The sequence below is a fragment of the Streptomyces sp. NPDC006134 genome (genome assembly GCF_040628835.1).
Lineage (GTDB): Bacteria > Actinomycetota > Actinomycetes > Streptomycetales > Streptomycetaceae > Streptomyces.
Genome location: NZ_JBEXTV010000036.1, coordinates 49601 through 69964 on the forward strand (window position 1 = coordinate 49601; position 20364 = coordinate 69964).

Genomic DNA, 20364 nt, shown 5'->3' on the forward strand with positions numbered 1-20364 from the left:
TACGGGTTCCGGCGCATCGTCACAGGGACTCGTCCGGGTCCGTACGGTGCCGGTCCCGGACGGCCGGGACGGCATCGTGCTCAGCGGGACGGACACCCGCCCCTTCAGTCTGCTGGGAGTCACCTGGGACGATCCCGACGCCCGCCTGACCGCGACCGTCGAGGTGCGCACCCGGGCCAGGGGGACGGCACGCTGGTCCGGGTGGCTGCGGCTGGACGGTGACGACGCCCGGGGAGAGGAACCGGCGCTGCGGGGCGGTACCGCCCCGGCGTGGGTGGGCCCGTCCGACGGCGTGGAGGCCCGGGTCGTCCCGGACGCGGACGGTTCCTCCGCCCTGCCCGAAGGGCTGCGGCTGGACCTGATCGAGCCGGGACCGGGCGTCCCCGGCGGGGGCGCGCCCGTGCCGTCGCCGGTCGTCGGCCCCGGGGCCGCCCCGCAGAGCGCGCCGGTTCCGCGTCCGGCGATCGTGTCCCGGGCCGGATGGGGAGCGGACGAGTCGATCAGCCCGCAGGCCCCCGCCTACCTGCCGGGCGGGAAGGTCGAGGCGATGGTGGTCCACCACACCGCCGGGTCCAACGCCTACACCTGCGCCGAGGCCCCGGCCGTGCTGCGCGGGATCCACGCCTACCACGTAGGGCAACTGGGCTGGAAGGACATCGGCTACAACTTCCTCGTCGACAAGTGCGGCACGCTCTACGAGGGGCGCAAGGGCGGTGTCGACCGGCCTGTCCTGGGGGCCCACGCCTACGGCTTCAACACGGAGACCAGCGGCGTCGCGGTGCTCGGCAGCTACACGGACGTCACCCCCGGCGCGGCGGTCCTGGACTCGGTGGCGAAGCTGGCGGCGTGGAAGCTCGGCCAGTACGGCGTCGACCCGGCGGGCACCGCCACGCTCACCGCCGGTGCCGCCGGCCGCAGCCACACCGGCGCGACGTGGGCCAAGGGGGCGAAGCTGAGCTTCCCGGCGATCCACGGCCACCGCGACGGTTACAACACCGAGTGCCCCGGCGCGCGGCTGTACGCCGAGCTGCCCGCCATCCGCGTCCGGGCCGCCGCGTTCGCCGCCGGTACCTCCTCCGGGAGCAGCCGGGGCGCTGCGGTGCCGACGGCCGCGGGGGAGTAGCGGGGCCGGCTCCCGGCCCGGCGCCTCGGACTGTCGGTTCCTCGGTCTGACGAACCCTCGGCCTGACGGCGTGTCGGCCCGGGGCGGCCGGACGATGGTGGCGATTTCAAGAAGTTCTGCCGGCTTTGTTGACGGAGCGACGGGCGGGCTGCACATTACCTAGCGGTAGAACCGTTCAGTAACCCGGTGTTCCTCGTGTCGTCGCCGGTGTGCGGGCCGTCCGTGGGCGCGACCGCCGTCGACTCTCCGCCGAGCCGCCGAGCCCCCGTCCGTACGCCGCCGGGCGCCGCCGTGCCCGGGTCCGGCATGCCCGACTCCGAGGAGAGAACGGATGCCCAGACGCCCCCTCCGCCGTGCCCTGACGGCGGTCGTCACCGTCGCCTGCGCGGCGGCCGCCGGCCTCTTGGCCGGTCCCCCCGCACAGGCCGCCGGCCCCCTGCCGTACGTCGCCCTCGGCGACAGCTACAGCGCGGGCTCCGGCATCCTGCCCGTCGACCCGCGAGCACCGCTGCTCTGCATGCGGTCCACGCTCAACTACCCCCGCGTCATAGCCGACCGCACCGGCGCCGCCCTCACGGACGTCACCTGCGGCGGCGCCCAGACCAAGGACTTCTCCACGGCCCAGTACCCGGGCGTCCCCCCGCAGCTCGACGCCGTGCACAGCGGCACCCGGCTGGTGACCCTGACGATCGGCGGCAACGACAACAACACCTTCATCGGCGCCCTGCTGGCCTGTGGCACGGCCGGCATCGCCACCGGCGGCCACGGCAGCCCCTGCAAGACCCTGTACGGCGACACGTTCACCGACCGGATCGACGACAGCACCTACCCGGCCGTGAAGACCGCCCTCCAGAAGATCCGGGCCAAGGCCCCCGGCGCGCGGGTCGCCGTCCTCGGCTACCCGTGGATCCTGCCGCCCGTCGCCGAGCCGTCCTGCTACGCCAAGATGCCGATCGCCTCCGGCGACGTGCCCTACCTGCGCGGCATCCAGGCGCGCCTCAACGAGGTCGTCGCACGCGCCGCCCGGGAGACCGGCGCCACGTACGTGGACTTCTCCCGGACCTCCGAGGGGCACGACGCCTGCCGGCCCGCCTCCACCCGCTGGGTGGAGCCCCTGCTCTTCGGGACCAACGTCGTTCCCGTCCACCCCAACGCCCTGGGCGAGAGCCGGATGGCGGAGCAGACGCTGACGGCCCTGGGCCTCGGCTGACCCCCGTGCCGCACGGACCGGGCCGCCGCGACGGCGGCCCGGCCGGTTCCACCGGCCCCGCGGATACGGCCGAAGGCTTCAGCCGAGGGTCTGGATCAGGTCGTAGCACGCCTGCTCGCAGGAACGGCAGGCTTCGGCGCACAGCCGGCAGTGCTCGTGCGTGTCCGCGTGCGCGGAGCATTCGTCGGCGCAGGCCTTGCAGGCGGTGGCGCAGGCCATGAGGACCGCGCGGGTGACGTGGGCGTCGTAGCCGGTGTGGCGGGACAGCACGGAGGCGGTGGTGTTGCAGACGTCCGCGCAGTCCATGTCGGTGCGGATGCATTTCGCGAGCTCGCCGACCATGCCCTCGGACAGGCAGGCGTCCGCACACGCCGTACACGCCTGGGCACAGGCGATGCACTCCTCGACACAGCGGGTGAGCCTGTCCCGGTCGACCTGCCCCAGGTCGGCCGGGTAGGTGGCGAGCATGTCCCTGACCTTCGTCATCACCGGTCACCTCCTCGGGATCGGTGCCGGAGGGGGCGGACCGGGACGGCCCGCGTTGCCTCCCCTCCCGGCACCCGCCCCTGCCGGGTTGGCCCGCCCGCGGCGGCACAAACACGGCCGGGGCATATCGCGGGCGGCCCCGGCCCGCGGGCCTCAGGAGGCGGGCGGCATCTCGACGGCGTCCGAGTCGAGACCCGGGCGCGCCTTGGCCCAGGCGCCGCGGGTGAAGTCGGGGATCTCCACGGGACGGCCGCCCCGGGCCAGGGACGCGGCGCTCAGGGGGACCGGCGCGCACCAGGCCGCCGAGTCGTAGACGTCGATGTCGGGTGCCAGGCCGATCCGCATGAGCTGGACCGTGCGCCACTGCATGACGTAGTCCATGCCGCCGTGGCCCCCGTTGTTCGCGGCGTCGTCGCCCACCTTCCGCCACAGCCAGTGGTCGTACTCCTTGCGGTACCCGGCGAAATCGCGCCAGGTGTGGCCGCTGTGGTCCGGTTCGAGGTAGACGCGCGCGCCGGTGGGCGCGGGGCCCGCGTAGTCCTCGACGATGCCCCGGCTGCCGGCGAGGGAGTTGATCCGGCTGTAGGGCCGGGGTGAACTCACGTCGTGTTCCGCCCGGATCATCCTGCCCTTCTCCGTCTCGATCAGGCAGGTGACCAGGTCACCGTTGATGTACGTCTCCTTCCAGGAGGGGTGGTCCCGGGGCACGAAACGCTCGCGGTAGTCGGCCAGGCCCTTGGGCGCGGTGGAGGTGGCGCGCAGCGTGGTCATCCGGTCGCCGCGGTTGACGTCCATGGCCCCCGCGATCGGGGCCAGGCCGTGCATGGGGTACAGGGAGGCCGTGCTGCGGGTGTGCCACAGCCGCCGCCAGGCGTCGGTGTAGTAGGTGTCGGAGAAGAGCAGTTCCCGCAGGTCGTGCAGGTAGCCCCCGTGGCCGTTGGTGACGTCCCCGAACAGGCCGTCGTGCGCCATCTTCAGTACGGCGAGCTCGTTGCGGCCGTAGCAGCAGTTCTCGGCGAGCATCAGGTGCCGGCGGGTCCGCTCGGAGGTGTCGACGAGGTCCCACAGCTCGCGCAGTTCGGTGGCGACGGGCAGCTCCACCATGGCGTGCTTGCCGCTCAGCAGCGCCGCCCTGCCCTGCTCGTGGTGGAACTCCCACGGCGTGGCGATGTACACGAGGTCGATGTCGTCCCGCTCGAGCATCCGGGTGTAGGCGCCGGCGGAGCCGCCGTACTCGGCGGGGCGCGGCTCGCCCCTGCTCGCCAGGCGGTCGGCGGCGCGCCGGGCCCGGTCGGCGCGGATGTCGCAGACGGCGGTCACGGTGCAGCCGGGGACCGCGGCCCACCCCGTGACCATGCCCGCGCCGCGGTTGCCCAGGCCGATCACGCCGACGCGGACGGTCCGGTGGGCGTCGAAGGGCACGCCGGCCATCGACTTCTGGCCGGGTCTGCGGCCGGGGGCCTGAGCGGGGGCGGCCGACGCGGCACGGGCCGGACCGGCGATTCCGGAAGCGAGCGCTCCGGTGGCGACGGCTCCGCCGAGAAGCAGCCGACGGGAAAGGGCGGGGGATTCCGGCGTATCCGACATAGTGGCAACGCTCCTCGGTGGGTGGCTTGCGGCACTGTCGGGGCATGACTCTGCGGGCTCGCCTGGGACATGTCAATATGTGTTCGCAGTCGAGCTGTTTCGAGCAGGACCGAGCATCGGTCCGGCCCGGCGGCCCGCGGAAGGGGAAGGGTCAGGGCCGTCCGCCGTCTTCGCCGCGGACCGGCGCGGTGCTGGCGCGCACGATCAGGGACGGCTCGACGGAGACGGGTTCCGGCGCGGCGCCCGGATCGGCGATGTGCCGCAGCAGACGGGAGACGGCCAGCGCTCCCATCTCGGTGAACGGCTGGGCGACCGTGGTCAGGGAGGGCGAGCAGTACTCGGCCAGGGCGATGTCGTCCACACCGACGACGGACACGTCCCGCGGCACCCGCCTGCCCAGTTCGTGCAGGGCGCGGATCACCCCGAAGGCCATCTCGTCGCTCGCCACGAAGACCGCCGTGGCGTCGGGGATGCGGCCCAGCACCAGCCCGTTGCGGTATCCGGAGGCGGGCGTCCAGTCACCCTCCAGCACGGGCGGCACGGCCAGGCCCGCCGCCTCCAGGGTGGCGCGCCAGCCGTCGCACCGGCTCGACGCGTCGAGCCACTCCCGGGGCCCCGCGACGTGCCAGACGTTCCGGTGCCCCAGCTCGATCAGGTGACGGGTCGCCAGACGCGCCGCCAGCCTCTGGTCGACGGCGACGACCTCCGTGGCGGGCGTCCGCGAACCGTCGACGGTGACGGTCGGCACCGAGCGGGTCAGCTGCTCGATCCGCGGGCTCACATGGATCAGCGGTACGGAGAGGACGACGCCCTCGGCCCCCTGCTCCGCCAGCCGCGACAGCGCCTCCTCGAGGGCGGCGGTGTCCAGCGAGGCGGTCGCCGCGGTGCTGACGGCGTACCCCGCCTCGCGCGCCGCCCGTTCGATGCCGAACGTCAGGTTGGTGCGCGAGTGGAAATTGGTCTGCAGGGTCACGACGCCGATCGTCCGGCTGCGCCCCGACGACAGCGTCCGCGCCGCGTTGTTCCGGCGATAACCGAGCTGCTCGACCGCGGCGAGCACCTTGGCGCGGGTCCTCGGCCGCACGTTGGGGTGGCCCGCCAGGGTCCGGGACACCGTCTGGGCGGATACCCCGGCGAGCCGGGCGACGTCGGTCATGCCGGGCTGCCGTACGGGCCCGCCGCCACCCTGCCGCTTCGTCATGCGTCCCTTCCCGCCGGCTCCCCGCGCCGTCCCCGGTGTCGCGCGCCGGGCGCAGTGTATCTCTGCGGGCTCTCTTGGCATCGATAACACCATGTGCCATAGTTCCCGCCGTCCCGCGGTGTCCGCGGGGACGCACGCCGCATCCGACTGCGCGGTCCACGGGGAGACCGGACCCTCCCGTCCGTGGACAGGTCAGGAGAGAGCCGTGGGCAAGCGGGACAGGGAACACGGTACGACGGCACCCGGGACGGGCGCGCCGGGACCGGGTCCGTCCCGGATGCCGGAAACGCGCGGACCGGCGGCGCCGGAGTGAGCCGGGGCGGCGCGAAGGCATCGATAACATCCGGCACCGCCCGGCACCGCCCGGCACCGCCCGGACCATGCCGCCGGGCCGGGCGGCCACCGCCCGGACACGGCCGCCGCCCCCGCCGTCGGCACCCGCCCCCCGCACGATCCTCGCCGCCCCTGGTCATCGCCAGTACCGCCGCCATGGCCGCCACCGCTGTCACCGCCGCGTCAGCCGCGCCACCACCGTCTCCCGTCCCTCACACGACACGAGGAAGTGCCAGGTGGAAACCATGAGACCCCCGACACCCCGACCGCCCCGGCGAAGAAGGACGCCCCACCCCGGCACCCTGACGGCGGCGCTGCTCCTGTCACTGGGCATGCTGTCGAGCGCCGCCGTCGCACCCGCCGGCGCGGCGGCACCGCGGGCCCTCCCCGCGGCCCCGGCCGGAACGGCGACGCCGGTCCAGCTCAGCCGGGGCGCGCTGACGGTGACCGTGGCCGAGGAGTTCCCCCAGGTCGTCTCCTACCGGCTGGGCGAGCGCACCCTCGACGGGCGGGCGTCCGTCCTGGACACCTTCACCGTCAACGGCACCCCGCACCGCGCCACCACCACCATGACGGCGGAAGGGGGCAAGGCCACCTACACGTCCACCTTCGCGGACCTGCCCGGACTCACCCTCACCACGACCATCACCGTGACCGGTGAGGACTCGGTCGTCTTCGCCGTCGAGGAGATCTCCGGTCCCGCCGCCGCGACCGTGCGTACCCTCGCGGTCCCCGGCCACTCCCTGGTCTCCGCCGACTCCTTGGACCCGGGGGCGAACCTGGCCCGGACGAAGATCTCCACGGACTCGACGACCACGGCCGACCGGTTCATCCCGGTCACGGGCGACACGCCCCCGGACAAGGAACCGGTCGGCACCCCGTACGGGTTCGTCGGCACCGCGCACCTGTCCGCCGGCATCATCACCAACGCGACCGAGGACGCCCCGCAGAACGACAACACCAACGGCAACACCCGCCTGTGGTCGCGGATCACCGACGCGGGAGGCGGAGTGCGCCGCGCGGAACTGTCGCCCGGCACCTACACCTACGCCCCCCGGGGCGCGACGGACCCGCGCGTGCGCACCTACGCGCTGCCCCGGGCGACCGTCGTGCTCGCCGCCGACGCCAACCGCGACGGCACCGTCGACTGGCAGGACGGCGCCATCGCCCACCGCGCCCACATGCGCCGCCCGCTCGGCGCCGACCGGGTGCCCGAACGCGTCGTGCAGCGCATCCCGTTCAACTTCGCGAGCCAGGCCACCAACCCGTTCCTGAAGACGCTGGACAATACCAAGCGGATCTCCATGGCGACGGACAACCTCGGGCAGTGGGTGCTGGAGAAGGGGTACGCCGGCGAGGGCCACGACTCCGGGCACCCCGACTACGGCGGCAACGAGAACGTCCGCGCGGGCGGGCTGAAGGACCTGAACCGGCTCACGGACACCGGCGCCCGCTACAACGCCGACTTCGGCGTCCACGTCAACGCCACCGAGGCGTACCCGCAGGCGAAGAGCTTCAGCGAGGAGATGGTCAAGGGCCAGAAGAACGGCTGGGACTGGCTCAACCAGGCGTACCACATCGACCAGCGCAAGGACCTCGGCACCGGCGCCGTCCTCGACCGGTTCGAGCGGCTGCGCAAGGAGGCCCCGGGCATCAGGACCGTCTACATCGACGCCTACTACTCCAGCGGCTGGCTGGCCGACGGACTCGCCGACCGGCTGCGGAAGATGGGCTTCGAGGTCGCCACCGAGTGGTCGTACAAGTTCGAGGGCGACGCGCTGTGGTCGCACTGGGCCGCCGACAAGAACTACGGCGGCGCCACCAACAAGGGCATCAACTCGAACATCGTCCGGTTCCTCGCCCACTCCGACCGCGACGTGTGGAACGTGGACCCGCTCCTCGGCGGCGCCTCCGTCGTCGAGTTCGAGGGGTGGACGGGCCAGGACGACTGGAACGCGTTCTACCGCACCGTCTGGAGGGACAACCTGCCGACCAAGTTCCTCCAGCACTACCGGCTGATGGACTGGGACTTCGGCACGTCCGCCACCCTCACCGGCGGCGTACGGGTGCGGATGGCGGACGGCCGGCGGCAGATCTCCCTGGGCGGCGCCGTCGTCCTCGACGGCGACACCTACCTCCTGCCGTGGGGGAGCCCCCGCGGAGGCAACGGCACCTCCTCGCCCGGCGACGCCGACAAGATGTACTTCCACAGCGCCTCCGGCGGCACCCACACCTTCGAGCTGACCGAACAGTTCGCCGGGACCCGGAACTTCACCCTCTACGAGCTGACCGACCAGGGCCGGGTGAAGGCGGCCGACGTCAAGGCACGCGACGGGCGGGTCACCCTGACCGGAGAGAAGGACACGCCCTACGTCCTGGTGCCCCGCGGCGGCAAGGCCCCCCACAAGGACCCGCGCTACGGCGAGTTCACCGGTCTGACCGACCCCGGCTTCAACGCCGGGAACCTGGACGCCTGGCATCCGGAAGGCGGCGCGCGGACCGTACGTGCCGGCAACGGCGACAACGTCGTCCGCCTGGGCGACGCCGCCTCGGGCATCTCCCAGCAGGTCCGGGGCCTCACCCCGGGACGGCGCTACACGCTCGCCGCCGACGTCGAGATCGGCCCCGGCGAACGCCGCGCCACCACGCTCCGGGTACGCGGCGCGGCCGGGGAGGCGGCGAAGACGTTCGAGACGACCCCGGCGCGCAACACGATGGCGTCCGACGAGAAGCGGGACACCTACTCCCAGCGTGCCTCCGTCGCGTTCACGGCACCGCGCGGCGGCAAGGTCACCGTGGAGCTGGCCGCCGCCGCGGGGACACCGGCGGTCGTCCTGGACGACGTACGGGTCATGGCCGACACCACCGCGCCGCCGCCCGCCGCCGAGGACGGCACGGTCGTGGCCCACGACGACTTCGAGGGCAACCAGCCCGGCTGGGGCCCGTTCGTCAAGGGCGACGCCGGCGGCGTCACCGACCCGCGTACGAGCGTCAGCGACCTCCACGAGCCCTACAGCCAGAAGGCGTGGAAGAACACCTACTCCCCGTACGACACCGGCGCGCTCAAGGGGCTGGCGGTGGACGACGTCCTGGCCGGGCGGCACTCGCTGAAGTCCCACGCGGAGAACACCGGGCTGGTCTACCGCACGGTGCCCGCCACGGTGCCGTTCGAGGCCGGCCACCGGTACGCGATCTCGTTCTCGTACCAGACCAACATCGCGGGGCAGTGGGCCTGGGTGACCGGCGCGGACCGGGTCGGCGGCGGCGAAACCGTCACCCGCGAGCTCACCCGTGACGTCCTGGAACCCGCGCTGGACACCGCCGCCTACCGCCGGGAGATCGTGGCGGGCTGCGGCGACACCTGGGCCGGGCTGCGCAAGCTCGGCGGCGCCCGGGGCACGGACCTCGTCCTCGACGACTTCACGGTGACCGACCTGGGCGAGGCCGGGGAGACGCCCGCCTGCGCCACCGTCACCGCCCCCGCCGGGGCCGAGCTGAGCCCCGGGGTGCCGGGCGAGTACGTCACCACCTTCACCCCGCACGAGGAGTCCGGCGTCACCGACGTCGGGGTCGAGCTGCGGGGCCTGCCCGGCGGCTGGAAGGTGCGGGTCAAGGAGAAGGACGGCAACCTCTTCCCCTCCGTGAAGCCCGGCGCGAGCGTGCGCACCACCTGGCTGCTGACGCCGCCCGCCGGCGCCGCGGGCACCTCGCCCTCCTGGACGGTGTCCGCCACCTACGCCCACGCCGGCACGGACCGGACGGTGTCGGCGCGGGCCGGGGCGACGGTGACCACCGAGCCGGTCCTCGCGCCCGGTTCGCTGACGGCGACCACCGACTCCGAGAACCGCTCCTCGGGGCCGGGGGAGGGGCCGGTGTCCAACGTGCTCGACGGCGACCCCGGCACCATCTGGCACACCGACTACACCGGACCGGCCGCGCCCTACCCGCACTGGGTGACGCTGAAGGCGCCCGGCCCGGCCGACGTGACCGGCTTCGGCTACCTCGGCCGGCAGACCGGCGGGCCGAACGGGCGCGTCGCCGGTTACGAGGTCGCGGTCTCGGACGACGGCACGCACTGGACGACCGTGGCCAGGGGGACCCTCGAGGACGTTCCGTCCACACAGCGGATCGCCTTCGACCGGGTGCGGGCCTCCTACGTGCGGTTCACGGCCCTGAACGCCCTCAACGGGCAGCCGTACGCCGCCGCCGCGGAGATGCGTGTTTACGGCATCCCGGCCGACCCGCCGGCCGGCCATCCGCCCGGGGAGCGGCCCGCCGGGCGCCACCGATGACGGCGACGGGCGGACCGGAAGGGCGGCGTGGTCACGGAGGGCCCCTTCCCCTCTCACCACGAGAGACCGGAGGAAGCCGGTCTGCCGGTCTGTGAGCGGCGGGGCACGTGGGTCTGGTCTACTACCGTGTCGAGCCGTCGGTGCTCGCCGCGCCGGGCAGGCTGCCGGCCGTGCGGGCCACGGTGCGAACCGTCACCGGAGGAGCGAAGTGGACGAAGTGAACGGCGAGAGGACGCCGCAGGGCGTGGTGATCGTGCCGATGCGGGCCGAGCACGCCGACGAGGTGCTGGACATCTACCGGGTGGGCATCGACGAGGGCGACGCCACCTTCGAGACCGAGGTGCCGAGCTGGGCGGAGTTCGACTCCACCAAACTCCCCGGGCACCGTTTCGTCGCCGTGGACGGCGAAGGGGGCGCGGTGCTCGGCTGGATCGCGGGCAGTCGGGTCTCCCCGCGCCGCGCGTACGCGGGTGTCGTGGAGCACTCCGTCTACGTGCACCCCGCCGCCAGGGGCCGCGGCGTGGCCCTCGCCCTGCTGAAGGCGTTCATCGAGTCCACCGAGGCGGCCGGCGTGTGGACCGTCCAGTCCGGCATCTTCCCGGAGAACACCGCCAGTCTCGCCCTCCACCGGCGAGCGGGGTTCCGTGTCATCGGCACCCGCGAACGCGTCGGCCGGCTCCACGGCCGGTGGCGCGACGTCGTCCTCGTCGAACGCCGCAGCCCCGTGGTCGACTGACGCCCGCCGCGCCCCGCGCCCTGCCCTCAGACCAGTGGGGAACGCCTGGACGGCGGTCCGCTGCTGCGGCGGACGACGAGATCGGCCGGTACGAGCGAACCGGCCGGCGGCGGCTCGCCGGTGCCGTCGATCCGGTGCAGCAGCAGGCGCAGCGCGCGGGTGCCGATCTCCGCGAAGTCGGTGCGCACCGTGGTCAGCGGCGGCAGCAGGTGGGCGGCCTCCGGGATGTCGTCGTAGCCGACCACGCTGACGTCCTCGGGGACGGACCGTCCGGCCTCGTGCAGCGCGTGCAGCAGCCCCAGCGCCATCTGGTCGTTGGACGCGAACACCGCCGTCACCTCGGGGTCCCGTGCCAGCCGGCGGCCCAGGTCGTATCCGGAGTCCGCGCTCCAGTCGCCGGCCAGCGGCTCGGGAACCTCGGCGCCGGCCGCCTCCAGCGCGGCCCGCCAGGCCGCCAGCCGCTGGTCGGCGGAGGACCAGCCGGCCGGGCCCGCGATGTGCCGGACGGTGCGGTGGCCCAGGCCCAGCAGGTGCTCGGTGGCCTTGCGGGCGCCGGTGCGGGAGTCGCCGGAGACGAGAGGGATGTCGTCGGCCGGGGCGTTGTCGAGCACCACCAGGGGGGTGTCCAGGCCGGCCTCCGCGAGCGCCCGGCCCACCCACCGCTGCGGAGCGATGGCGATCACCCCGTCGGCGCCCTCGGCCGACAGGCGGTGCACGGCCTCGGTCACGGTGTCCCGGCCGGCCGTGTCCAGGGCGATGGAACTCACCAGGTAACCGGCCTCCTGCGCCGCCGAGTTGATCGCGGTCAGGACGGACGCGGGCCCGTAGCGCGCCGCGTCGAAGGAGATGACGCCGAGCATCCGGGTCCGGCCGCTGGCCAGCGACCGCGCGCTGCGGCTGGGACGGTAGCCGAGCGCCCGTACGGCCTCCAGGACCGCGTCGCGGGTCTCGGACCGGACGGCCGGATGGCCGTTGAGCACCCGGGAGACGGTCTGCTTGGAGACCCCGGCCCGCCGTGCCACGTCGGCCATCAGGGGACGGGACCCCGCGAAGCTGCGTCTGCCGCGGCGCCGGGGGGCGGGGCCGTCGTCGGCGCTGGGCGTCATGGCGGATGCTTCCTCGGCGTCGGTGGGTCGGAACGGCTGTGCGGGGCGGGGCGGGACGGGGCGGTGGGGCCCGGCCCGCCCGGCAGGAGCACAGCATAAGCCGGTCGTACGGCGGTACCGGCGCGACCTGCGACCCCCGCCGCACCCCGCCGCGCGCCACCCGGACCGGCGGCGCGCGGCGGAGGGCGTCGCACGCCCGGTCAGGGATTCACCGGCCCGAGATCGGGGGTGTCGGTGAGCAGGGCGCGGGCGGCGGTGGTGCCGTGCAGTTCCAGCAGGACGAGGTCGTTGGCGCCCGGGCGCAGCACGGGGGCGGGCACGTAGAGCGTGCGCTGCGGGCCGCGGTTCCAGTAGCGGCCGAGGGCGAAACCGTTGACCCAGGCGTGGCCCTTGGTCCAGCCGGGCAGCGCCAGGAAGGCGTCGGCGGGCACCGCCACCTCGAACGTCCCGCGGTGGAAGGCGGGGACGGCGGACGCCGCCTGCCCGGACGGGGCGAACGGGACCGCCTCCGGGCCGTGCGGCACGTCCGGGCCGTCCAGCGGCAGCGGACGGCACTCCCAGTCCCGCAGCACGGTGCCGTCGAGGGAGACGGGGCCGAGCAGGCCCTTGGGGGTGCCGATGTGCGGCCCGTAGTTGACCCCGCCCATGTTCTCGACGAGGACCTCCAGCACGGCGCCGGGGCGCGGGACCCGCACGGGCAGGGTCTCCTCGTGGCGCTCGCGCTCCAGTACGCCGGCCGGGGCGCCGTCGACGAAGACCTGGGCGCGGTCGCCGACACCGCCCGCGAAGTGCAGCAGGCCGTCGCCGGGGCGGGGGAGGGAGGTGCGGTACAGGGCGAAGCCGGCGCGCTGCCCGAGCGCCTGCATCGTCAGGGGGTTCTCGGCCCGTACCGCGGTCCCCAGCGCGTCCGCGTGCGGCAGCAGCGGCGCCCGCAGGCCCATCACCACCTCCGTGGGCGGGAGTTTGGCGCCCGGCGCCGGGACGGGCTCGTCGGGGACGGGCTCGTGGCGGGCGATGACCTCGCGCAGGGCGTGGTACTTCGGGCTCGGGTCGCCCCACTCGGTCAGCGGGGCGTCGTAGTCGTACGACGTGACGGTCGGGGCGTAGGCGTGCTGGTGGTTGGCGCCGTTGGTGAAGCCGAAGTTGGTGCCGCCGTGGAACATGTAGAGGTTGACGGACGCCCCGGCGGACAGCAGCCGGTCGAGGTCGGCGGCGGCGTCGGCCGCGTCCCGCGCGTGGTGCGGGCCGCCCCAGTGGTCGAACCAGCCGACCCAGAACTCCGTGCACATCAGCGGCCCTTCGGCCTGGTGGGCGCGCAGGCGTGCGAGGGACTGCTCGATTTTGCCGCCGAAGGTGCCGGTGGCGAGCACGCCCGGCAGGCTGCCGGCGGCCAGGTGCGCCGGGTCGGCCTGGTCGCAGGTGAACAGCAGCTCCTCGACGCCCCGTGACCGCAGCGCGCCGGCCAGGTGCTTCAGGTACGCGGTGTCGTCGCCGTACGCCCCGTACTCGTTCTCCACCTGCACGGCGACGACCGGACCGCCGGACGCGGCGAAGTGCGGCAGGAGTGGCGGCAGCAGGAGGTCGAGGTAGCGGTCGACGGCGGCGGTGAAACGCGGGTCGCTGCTGCGCAGCCGGATGTCCGGGTCCGCGGTGAGCCAGGCGGGCAGCCCGCCTCCGTCCCACTCGGCGCAGATGAAGGGCCCGGGGCGCAGCAGGACGCGCAGCCCCTCCTCACCGGCCAGCCGCAGATAGCGCGGCAGGTCCAGCAGGCCGTCGAGGACGAGCGGGCCCTCGGGGTCCGGCTGGTGCAGGTTCCACGGCACGTACGTCTCCACCGTGTTGAGGCCCATCAGCCGCGCCTTGCGCAGCCGGTCCGCCCACTGGTCCGGGTGGACGCGGAAGTAGTGCAGGGCACCGGAGACGATGCGGAACGGCTCACCGTGCAGCAGGAATCCGTCGGACGTGGTGGTCAGGGCGGGCATACGGGTGCTTCCCTCCGGGTCGGTGCGGTGCGGTGCGGGTCGGTGTGGTGCGTGCGGTGGATGGCGGACGGCGTACGACCGGTGGCCGGACCAGGCCGGACCAGGCCGGACCAGGCCGGACCAGGCCGGACCAGGCCGGACCAGGCCGGACCAGGCCGGGCCGGGTCTCAGGTGCGGGGTGGGCGGCGGGCCGCGGTGGCGCGGGCCAGCCACAGGGCGGCCGCCAGGCACAGCGCCGAGACACCGCCCAGCAGCAGCGGTACGGCGCGGACGCCGGACCACTCGATGGCCTTGCCCAGCGCCGGGCCCGCCGCGACCCCGCCCGCCATGGAGGCGGCGATGACCAGGGCGCCGGCCCTCCGGGCGCGCGGCGCCGCCCGGTGGAGCCAGGGCAGGCCGGTGGGGAAGACCGGGGCGATGAAGAGGCCGGCACCGGCGTACGCCCAGGGCGCCAGCGCGGGGACGGAGGCCAGCAGCAGGCAGGCCGTCATGCCCGCGCACGACACCGTGATGATCGCCGGGGCCGGGAACCGCAGCGCGAGCGGCGCGGCCAGGAAACGGCCGGCGGTCATCATCAGCCAGTAGACGGACGTGGCGGTCGCGGCGAGCCCCGCGCCGTAGCCGACGGTTTCCAGGTGGGTGGGCTCCCAGCCGCCGACACCGGCCTCGACCCCTACGTGCAGGACGTACAGGGCGACGAACGCGGCGAGCAGCGGGCCGACCCGGCGGGACGGCGCCCGCCGCTGTCCCCGCGGCGCGGGGTCCGCCGGCCCGGCCGGCCGGGGCGCCCGGTCCCGTACGCCCCGCAGGAACAGCAGCGGCGACAGGCCGGCGAGCGCGAACACGAGGAAGACCGCCGGATAGTGCTCCGCCCCGACCGCGCCGACGACCGCCGGGCCGAGGATCGCGCCGATGCCGAAGTGGGCGTTCAGCACGTTCAGCATCGCCGTCGAACGGTGGCCGAAGCCGGTCGCGAACAGCTGGTTGAGGCCGTAGTCGATGCCGCCGAAGCCCAGCCCGGCCAGCAGGGCCGTGCCCAGCGCCACGGGCCAGTCCGGCGCCAGGGCGAATCCCGCCGCGCCCACGGCCATGAGCAGGTACGAGGCGCCCAGGAGCCGCCGGTTGCCGACCCGGCCGTAGTACCGGTCGAAGACCAGCACACCGGCGACGCCGCCCACGAAGTGGGCGCTCAGCCCGAGCCCGGCGGCGGACGGGCTCAGGCCGAATTCCGCCCGCAGCGCCGGGATCGCCGGTCCGTACAGGGCCTGTAGCGCGCCGATGAGCACGAAGCCCGCGCAGGAGGCGGCCACGGCGGCCGGGGTGAAGACCGGAGCGGAGGGGGCCGCGGGGGCGGCCGGGGCGGCCGGGACGTGTTCTGCGGTCGGCTGGTCGGTCACGCGGACTCCGGGGGACGGCCCGGCGGGGCACGGGCGGGGAACGTGGGGCTCGTCGGACGGCCAGAGCCGTGTGTTACCGGTAACTGTTACCGGCAACACACGGCTCGTCAAGGGCCCGGTGGACCAGGCGCGCGGTCAGGCCGCCGGCCCGCCCGGCGCCCGGTCCCGTCGCCCTCCGTCTCCCGGCGCCCCGCAGGGCGCCCCTCCCCGGTCGGCGGGGTCAGACTCCGGGACGGGGTGCGTCAGGGCCGCTCGCGGTCCAGTTCCTCCTGCACGGGAGGCTTCGGTGCGTCCCGCAGATGCTGCGACTGCCCGGGCTTGCCGCCCGCGCGCGCCTGCCGGCCGCGCTGTGCGGGGGACGTCCCGAGGTCGGACGCGGGGTCCACGCGCACCGACCGGGCCACCTCCTCGCGGTTGGCGTAGCTCTCGGGCGGGATGCCGCGCAGCGCCGCGACGGCGTCCCGCGAGGCGCCCGCCTTGCGCGCCGCGTCGATCAGTTCGTCCTTGCCCGCGGGGAAGTCGACGTCCTTGAGGGCGTCCGTCACCTCTCGGGCACTGGTCTTGCGAGTCATGAGCACTTCTTTCGGTCCGTGGCCCGACGGGCTTACGGCACCCCGCCGCGCCCAGGGGGCCGGCTGCGTCGGGCGCCGGGTGCCCGGCGTCCGGGCCCTGGCGTCACCCGGTGGCCCCTACCGGGTAACCGCCCCGGCCACGTACTCACCCTCCGGCCCTCCCGCGCCCGCCGTCCCACCGCTCACGCGCCCCCTGCCCCCGGTGCCGGATAGCCTCCTCCGGGCACCGAACCCTTCCGGACAGTCGGGTCGGCCATGGCGGACCCCGCGCGCTGCCCGGCCCCCGCACCGGGCGCTCCCGGCACGGGCCCGGCGGCTCGGCGGCCGAAGGGGGAGACGCACGGTCTGGGGGTGATCGCGGACGCCGAGCGCCGTGGACGCCCTCCCCGCCGGTTCCGCGCAGGAGTTCGTCGGCGCGCTGGTGTTCATGACGACCGGCTTCGGCCTGGGCTGGGTCAACGCCGCCGCGGACTACTCCCGCTACCTGCCGCGTACGGCGTCCGGGCGGGGCGTGGTCGGCTGGACCGCCTTCGGCGCCAGTTCGGCCCCGCTGCTCCTGCTGGTCTTCGGGCTGCTCCTGGCGGGCTCCTCCGCCGGTCTGGCCGACGCCGTCGCCGCCGACCCCGTCGGTGCGCTCGCCACGCTGCTGCCCACCTGGTTCCTGGTCCCGTTCGCCGTGGTGGCGGTGCTGGGCCTGGTCGGCGGCGCGGTCCTCGACATCTACTCGTCCGGCCTGGCACTGCTCTGCGCGGGCCTGCGCGTGCCCCGCCCCCTGGCCGCGCTCGCCGACGGCGTCCTGATGATCGCGGGCGCGGTCTGCCTCGTCTTCGTCGCCGACGACTTCCTCGGCCCGTTCACGGGCTTCCCGACCACGCTGGGCGTCCCGGTCGCCGCCTGGTGCGGGATCATGCTCGCCGACCTGGCGCTGCGCCGCCGCGACTACGACGAACCCGACCTGTACCGGCCCGAGGGCCGCTACGGCGACGTACCGCCCCTGCCGCTGCTGCTCACGCTCGCCGCCACCGCGGCGGGCTGGGGCCTGGTCACCAACGAGGCCGCGCGCTGGCTCTCCTGGCAGGGGTACCTGCTCGGCCCGCTCGGCCTCGGCGGCACCTCCGGCGCCTGGGCGTACGCCAACCTCGGCGTCCTGGCCGCCCTCGCCCTCGGTTTCCTCGGCACCCTGACGCTGGGGCGCGGGCGCGTCCGGCGTCAGGAGCGGCAGGCGCCGAGCCCGGCCGGCGCGCGGGCACCGGCCGCGTGAGCGGCGCGACCGGGCGCCTCGCCGGCACCGGCACGCGGCGGGGCCTCGCCGGTCCCGGCAGCCCCCGGCCCGCCCTCCGGCCCGTGCGGCGGGGCGCGCAGGGGCCGGCTCCTTCGCCCGCCCCGGGACACGGCGCCCGCCCGCCGCGCAGGATTGCGCCGGGGACGACCGGGTACGCGAGGCAGGACCGCGTCCGGACCGACCGGCCTCCGGACGGGCCGCACGACCGTGCCCCGGCCGCCACCGCGCGGGCGGGCCGCACGACCGCCGCTACCAGGGACTCATCATGAACACACCCGCGAACGACAACACCGCCACGCCCGCCCAGCGCGCACTGGACGCGCTCGCCGAGAACACCCAGGACACGGCGGCGCTGGAGACGCTCGCGAGCAGCGACGTGCTCGTGCCCGTCCCCGACGACGCCGCCGACGAGGACGCCACCAACCCGGCGATCGTGTCGCTCCCCGTCCTGGAGCAGCCGGGCGGCGGGCAGGTCGTGCCCGTGTTCACCTCCGAGCTGGAGATGTCCGAGCTGCTGCCGTCCGTCTCCCGCTACCGGCTGGTGCCGTTGGGCGCCCTGGCCGCCCACTGGCCCGCCGACGACCTGTCCCTGGCCATCGACGCCAGTTCGGACCACCGGCTCACCCTCACCTCCGAGGGGGTGCGCACCCTGCTGGCCCGCCCGTAAAGCCCGGAGGAGCCGGAGGGGAGGGGGAGCGCGGCCGCCGGCGTCTCACAGCCCCGCGTCGCGGTGGGTCGGACGGCCGTCCAGGACGGTGAGCAGCACCGGAAGGTCCGCCAGTTCGGTGGCCGGGACGGTGAGCGGGTCGTCGGCGAGGACCGTCAGGTCGGCACGCCGGCCCACGGCGATCCGGCCCGCCTCGTGCTCCTCGCCCGCCGCGTAGGCGGCGTTGACGGTCATGCCCCGCAGCGCCTCCAGGGCCGTCAGCGCCTGCTCGGGCCCGTGCGGGGCCCGGGTCAGGTCGCGGGTCGGCCGGCGGTGGCGGGCGCCCGCCATGACGCCCAGCGGCGGGTAGGGGGCGATGGGCCAGTCGGAGCCGAGGACCACGACGGCCCCGGAGTCGTGCAGGTCACGGCAGCGCCAGGCGCGCGAGGCGCGCTCCTCGCCCAGGCGCCGGGACCAGTTGTCGGTGTGGTCGGCGCGGGTGAAGTCGCAGCAGTGGGTGGGCTGCATGGAGGCGACCACACCGAGATCGGCGAACCGGCGCAGGGTGTCGTCGGGGACGGTCTCGATGTGTTCGACCCGGTGCCGTACCCCGTTCGGACCGTCGGCCTGCGCCTTCTCCACGGCGTCGAGGACATGGCGTACGGCCGCGTCGCCGATCGCGTGGGTGGCCGTGGGCACGCCCGCCCGGTGGAGCCGGCCCACGACGCGCGTGTACTCCTCGGGGTCGGGCCAGAAGGCGTGCGTGGACTCGCCGTGGCAGTCCGGGCGTTCCAGCCAGGCGGTGCCGTTGTCGATGGTGCCGTCCATGAAGATCTTGACACCGGCGGTCCGCCACAGCGCGCCGCCCGTGCCCTGCTGCTCGATGAGCGCGCGCACACCGTCGTCGCCGGTGCCGGGCTGGCACCAGGGCGCGACCCGCAGCCGCAGCGGCAGCCGCCCGGCCGCGTCGAGTTCGGCGTAGAAGGCGAGGCTGTCGCCGTTCGCGTCCATGACATGACCGCCGGTCAGGCCCGTGGCGGCCATGGCGGACAGGACGTCGGCGAGCCGGTCGAGGCGTTCCTTCCGGGTGGGCTGCGGGGCGACGCGCTCCACGAGCTCGCAGGCGGCGTCCTCCAGGAGCAGCCCCGTGGGCCGGCCGTCGGCGTCGCACACCACCTCGGCGGTGGCCTGGTCGAAGGTCCGCGGCCCGTCCACCCCGGCGATCTCCAGCGCACGCCGGCTGGCCAGCATCGAGTGCGCGTCGAACAGCAGCAGCAGGGCCGGTACGCCGTCGAGTACGGCGTCGAAGGGGGCGGTTGCGACCGGACCGCCGCCGAAGACGTTGGGGTCCAGGCCCCAGCCCGTCAGCCACGCGCCGGGGGCGAGGTCCCGCACCGCGCGGGCCAGCGCCTCGCGCACCTGGTCCAGATCGGTGCAGCCCGACAGGTCCAGGCCGTGGGTCAGGTCGGCGCCGGTGACGGGGTGGATGTGCCCGTCCACCAGACCGGGCGTCACCACCGCTCCGCCCAGGTCGATCACCGTGGTGGAGGCGTCCGCGAGCGCGCGGACCTCCCGGTCGTCACCGAGGGCGGTGATCCGCCCGCCGGCCGCGGCCAGCGCGGTCTGCGGCAGGAACGCGCCGGTGGCCGGGTCGAGCAGACGGGCCGAGAGGAGGATGAGGGAGGTGCGCACACGGGCTCCTTGGGATCGGGTCACTTCGGGGCGGCGGCGGACAGGGCGCCCGGGGGCAGCCCGAGTTCGCGCTCCGCGGTGGTGAGGGGCATGCGCCGGACCTCGGGCGGGTCGTCCGCGGTGTCGGCGCTGTTGACGAGCATGCCGAGGCCGTCGAGGACGACCAGGATCCGGATGGCCGCCAGCGTCGGGTCCTCGGTGCGGAACTCTCCGCACCCGACACCGTCGCGGATGAGTCCTTCGAGCCGCTCGCGCCAGGACGCCTCCTGCACGGCGACCCGCTCGCGCAGGGCGGGCCGGTAACGGCTGAGGTGCCGGGCGTTGAGCCACAGCCGGCTGATGTCGTCGTACGCGTCGCCCGACGTCAGGGCGAGGAACCGGGCCAGATGCCGGGTCGGCGTGGCCTCGCCCCGGTCGGCCGGGAGGAGTTCGTCGAGTTCGGCCGCGGCGGCGTCGCCGAACGCCTCGGCCACCAGGTCCTCCACCGCCGGGAAGTAGTGGCTGATCAGTCCGGGCCGGACGCCGAGCTCGTCGGCGATCCGCCGCAGCGTGATGCACTCCAGTCCTTCAGCCAGAGCCACGACAGCGGCGGTCGCAACGATTTCCGCACGTCTGGCGGCTGGTGACTTGCGGATTCGCTTGTTCGGAACGCTTGACGACATGAAATCGATGTTATTGAGTGTGCGACCAACAAGCAAACAGATGGGTACCAGCACCCG

General features: G+C 74.7%; 14 protein-coding genes and 1 pseudogene. 6 read left to right on the forward strand and 9 right to left on the reverse strand.

Translation table 11 applies throughout. The features are described 5' to 3' along the window. Positions 1-46 precede the first annotated feature (46 nt). Together ABZ340_RS23085 and ABZ340_RS23090 are read left to right on the forward strand one after the other, a co-directional pair. The gene (locus ABZ340_RS23085; RefSeq protein WP_358783693.1) at positions 47-1123 is read left to right on the forward strand and encodes a peptidoglycan recognition protein; all 1077 of its coding nucleotides are present in this window, start codon (positions 47-49) and stop codon (positions 1121-1123) included. Positions 1124-1454: 331 nt separating this feature from the next. Next, positions 1455-2333: an SGNH/GDSL hydrolase family protein gene (locus ABZ340_RS23090; protein ID WP_358783694.1), complete on the forward strand. Its 879-nt coding sequence runs from the start codon at positions 1455-1457 to the stop codon at positions 2331-2333. 78 nt (positions 2334-2411) lie between these two features. Here the strand turns inward: ABZ340_RS23090 and ABZ340_RS23095 are convergent, their stop codons facing one another. The 3 genes from ABZ340_RS23095 to ABZ340_RS23105 form a co-directional block, all read right to left on the reverse strand. Continuing rightward, positions 2412-2819 (reverse strand): four-helix bundle copper-binding protein, encoded by a 408-nt coding sequence (locus ABZ340_RS23095; RefSeq protein WP_358783695.1) that lies wholly within the window; start codon positions 2817-2819, stop codon positions 2412-2414. Positions 2820-2972: 153 nt separating this feature from the next. Beyond that, on the reverse strand, positions 2973-4406 hold the full coding sequence (locus ABZ340_RS23100; protein WP_358783696.1) for a Gfo/Idh/MocA family oxidoreductase: 1434 nt from the start codon (positions 4404-4406) through the stop codon (positions 2973-2975). Between the two features lie 151 nt (positions 4407-4557). Continuing rightward, positions 4558-5607: a LacI family DNA-binding transcriptional regulator gene (locus ABZ340_RS23105; protein ID WP_358783697.1), complete on the reverse strand. Its 1050-nt coding sequence runs from the start codon at positions 5605-5607 to the stop codon at positions 4558-4560. A 578-nt stretch (positions 5608-6185) separates the two neighbouring features. Here ABZ340_RS23105 and ABZ340_RS23110 point away from each other — a divergent pair. Continuing rightward, on the forward strand, positions 6186-10232 hold the full coding sequence (locus ABZ340_RS23110) for an endo-alpha-N-acetylgalactosaminidase family protein (protein WP_358783698.1): 4047 nt from the start codon (positions 6186-6188) through the stop codon (positions 10230-10232). A gap of 259 nt (positions 10233-10491) precedes the next feature. Beyond that, complete coding sequence (locus ABZ340_RS23115; RefSeq protein ID WP_358783726.1) at positions 10492-10968, forward strand: N-acetyltransferase family protein; 477 nt, start codon at positions 10492-10494, stop codon at positions 10966-10968. 26 nt (positions 10969-10994) lie between these two features. Here ABZ340_RS23115 and ABZ340_RS23120 read toward each other — a convergent pair whose 3' ends face one another. The 4 genes from ABZ340_RS23120 to ABZ340_RS23135 form a co-directional block, all read right to left on the reverse strand. Further along, positions 10995-12074 carry a LacI family DNA-binding transcriptional regulator gene (locus tag ABZ340_RS23120; protein ID WP_358783699.1) on the reverse strand — a complete coding sequence of 360 codons (1080 nt, stop codon included), beginning with the start codon at positions 12072-12074 and terminating at the stop codon, positions 10995-10997. A gap of 200 nt (positions 12075-12274) precedes the next feature. Next, entirely contained in the window at positions 12275-14056 is a 1782-nt protein-coding gene (locus tag ABZ340_RS23125) for a beta-galactosidase family protein (protein ID WP_358783700.1), read from the reverse strand. Positions 14057-14223: 167 nt separating this feature from the next. Then, the gene (locus ABZ340_RS23130) at positions 14224-15453 is read right to left on the reverse strand and encodes an MFS transporter (protein WP_358783701.1); all 1230 of its coding nucleotides are present in this window, start codon (positions 15451-15453) and stop codon (positions 14224-14226) included. A gap of 242 nt (positions 15454-15695) precedes the next feature. After that, a complete protein-coding gene (locus ABZ340_RS23135) occupies positions 15696-16025 on the reverse strand; it encodes a DUF2795 domain-containing protein (protein ID WP_358783702.1) in 330 nt (109 codons plus the stop codon). 379 nt (positions 16026-16404) lie between these two features. Between ABZ340_RS23135 and ABZ340_RS23140 the strand changes: the two are divergent. Both ABZ340_RS23140 and ABZ340_RS23145 read left to right on the forward strand, forming a co-directional pair. After that, a pseudogene (locus tag ABZ340_RS23140) lies at positions 16405-17286 on the forward strand (allantoin permease); the annotation flags it as partial. A gap of 286 nt (positions 17287-17572) precedes the next feature. Beyond that, positions 17573-17974, forward strand: a complete 402-nt coding sequence (locus ABZ340_RS23145) for an SseB family protein (protein WP_358783703.1) — start codon at positions 17573-17575, stop codon at positions 17972-17974. Between the two features lie 45 nt (positions 17975-18019). Here the strand turns inward: ABZ340_RS23145 and ABZ340_RS23150 are convergent, their stop codons facing one another. Together ABZ340_RS23150 and ABZ340_RS23155 are read right to left on the reverse strand one after the other, a co-directional pair. Further along, positions 18020-19645, reverse strand: coding sequence for an amidohydrolase (locus ABZ340_RS23150; protein WP_358783704.1), 1626 nt, complete (start codon positions 19643-19645; stop codon positions 18020-18022). Between the two features lie 20 nt (positions 19646-19665). Next, positions 19666-20307 (reverse strand): TetR family transcriptional regulator C-terminal domain-containing protein, encoded by a 642-nt coding sequence (locus ABZ340_RS23155; protein ID WP_358783705.1) that lies wholly within the window; start codon positions 20305-20307, stop codon positions 19666-19668. Positions 20308-20364 lie beyond the last annotated feature (57 nt).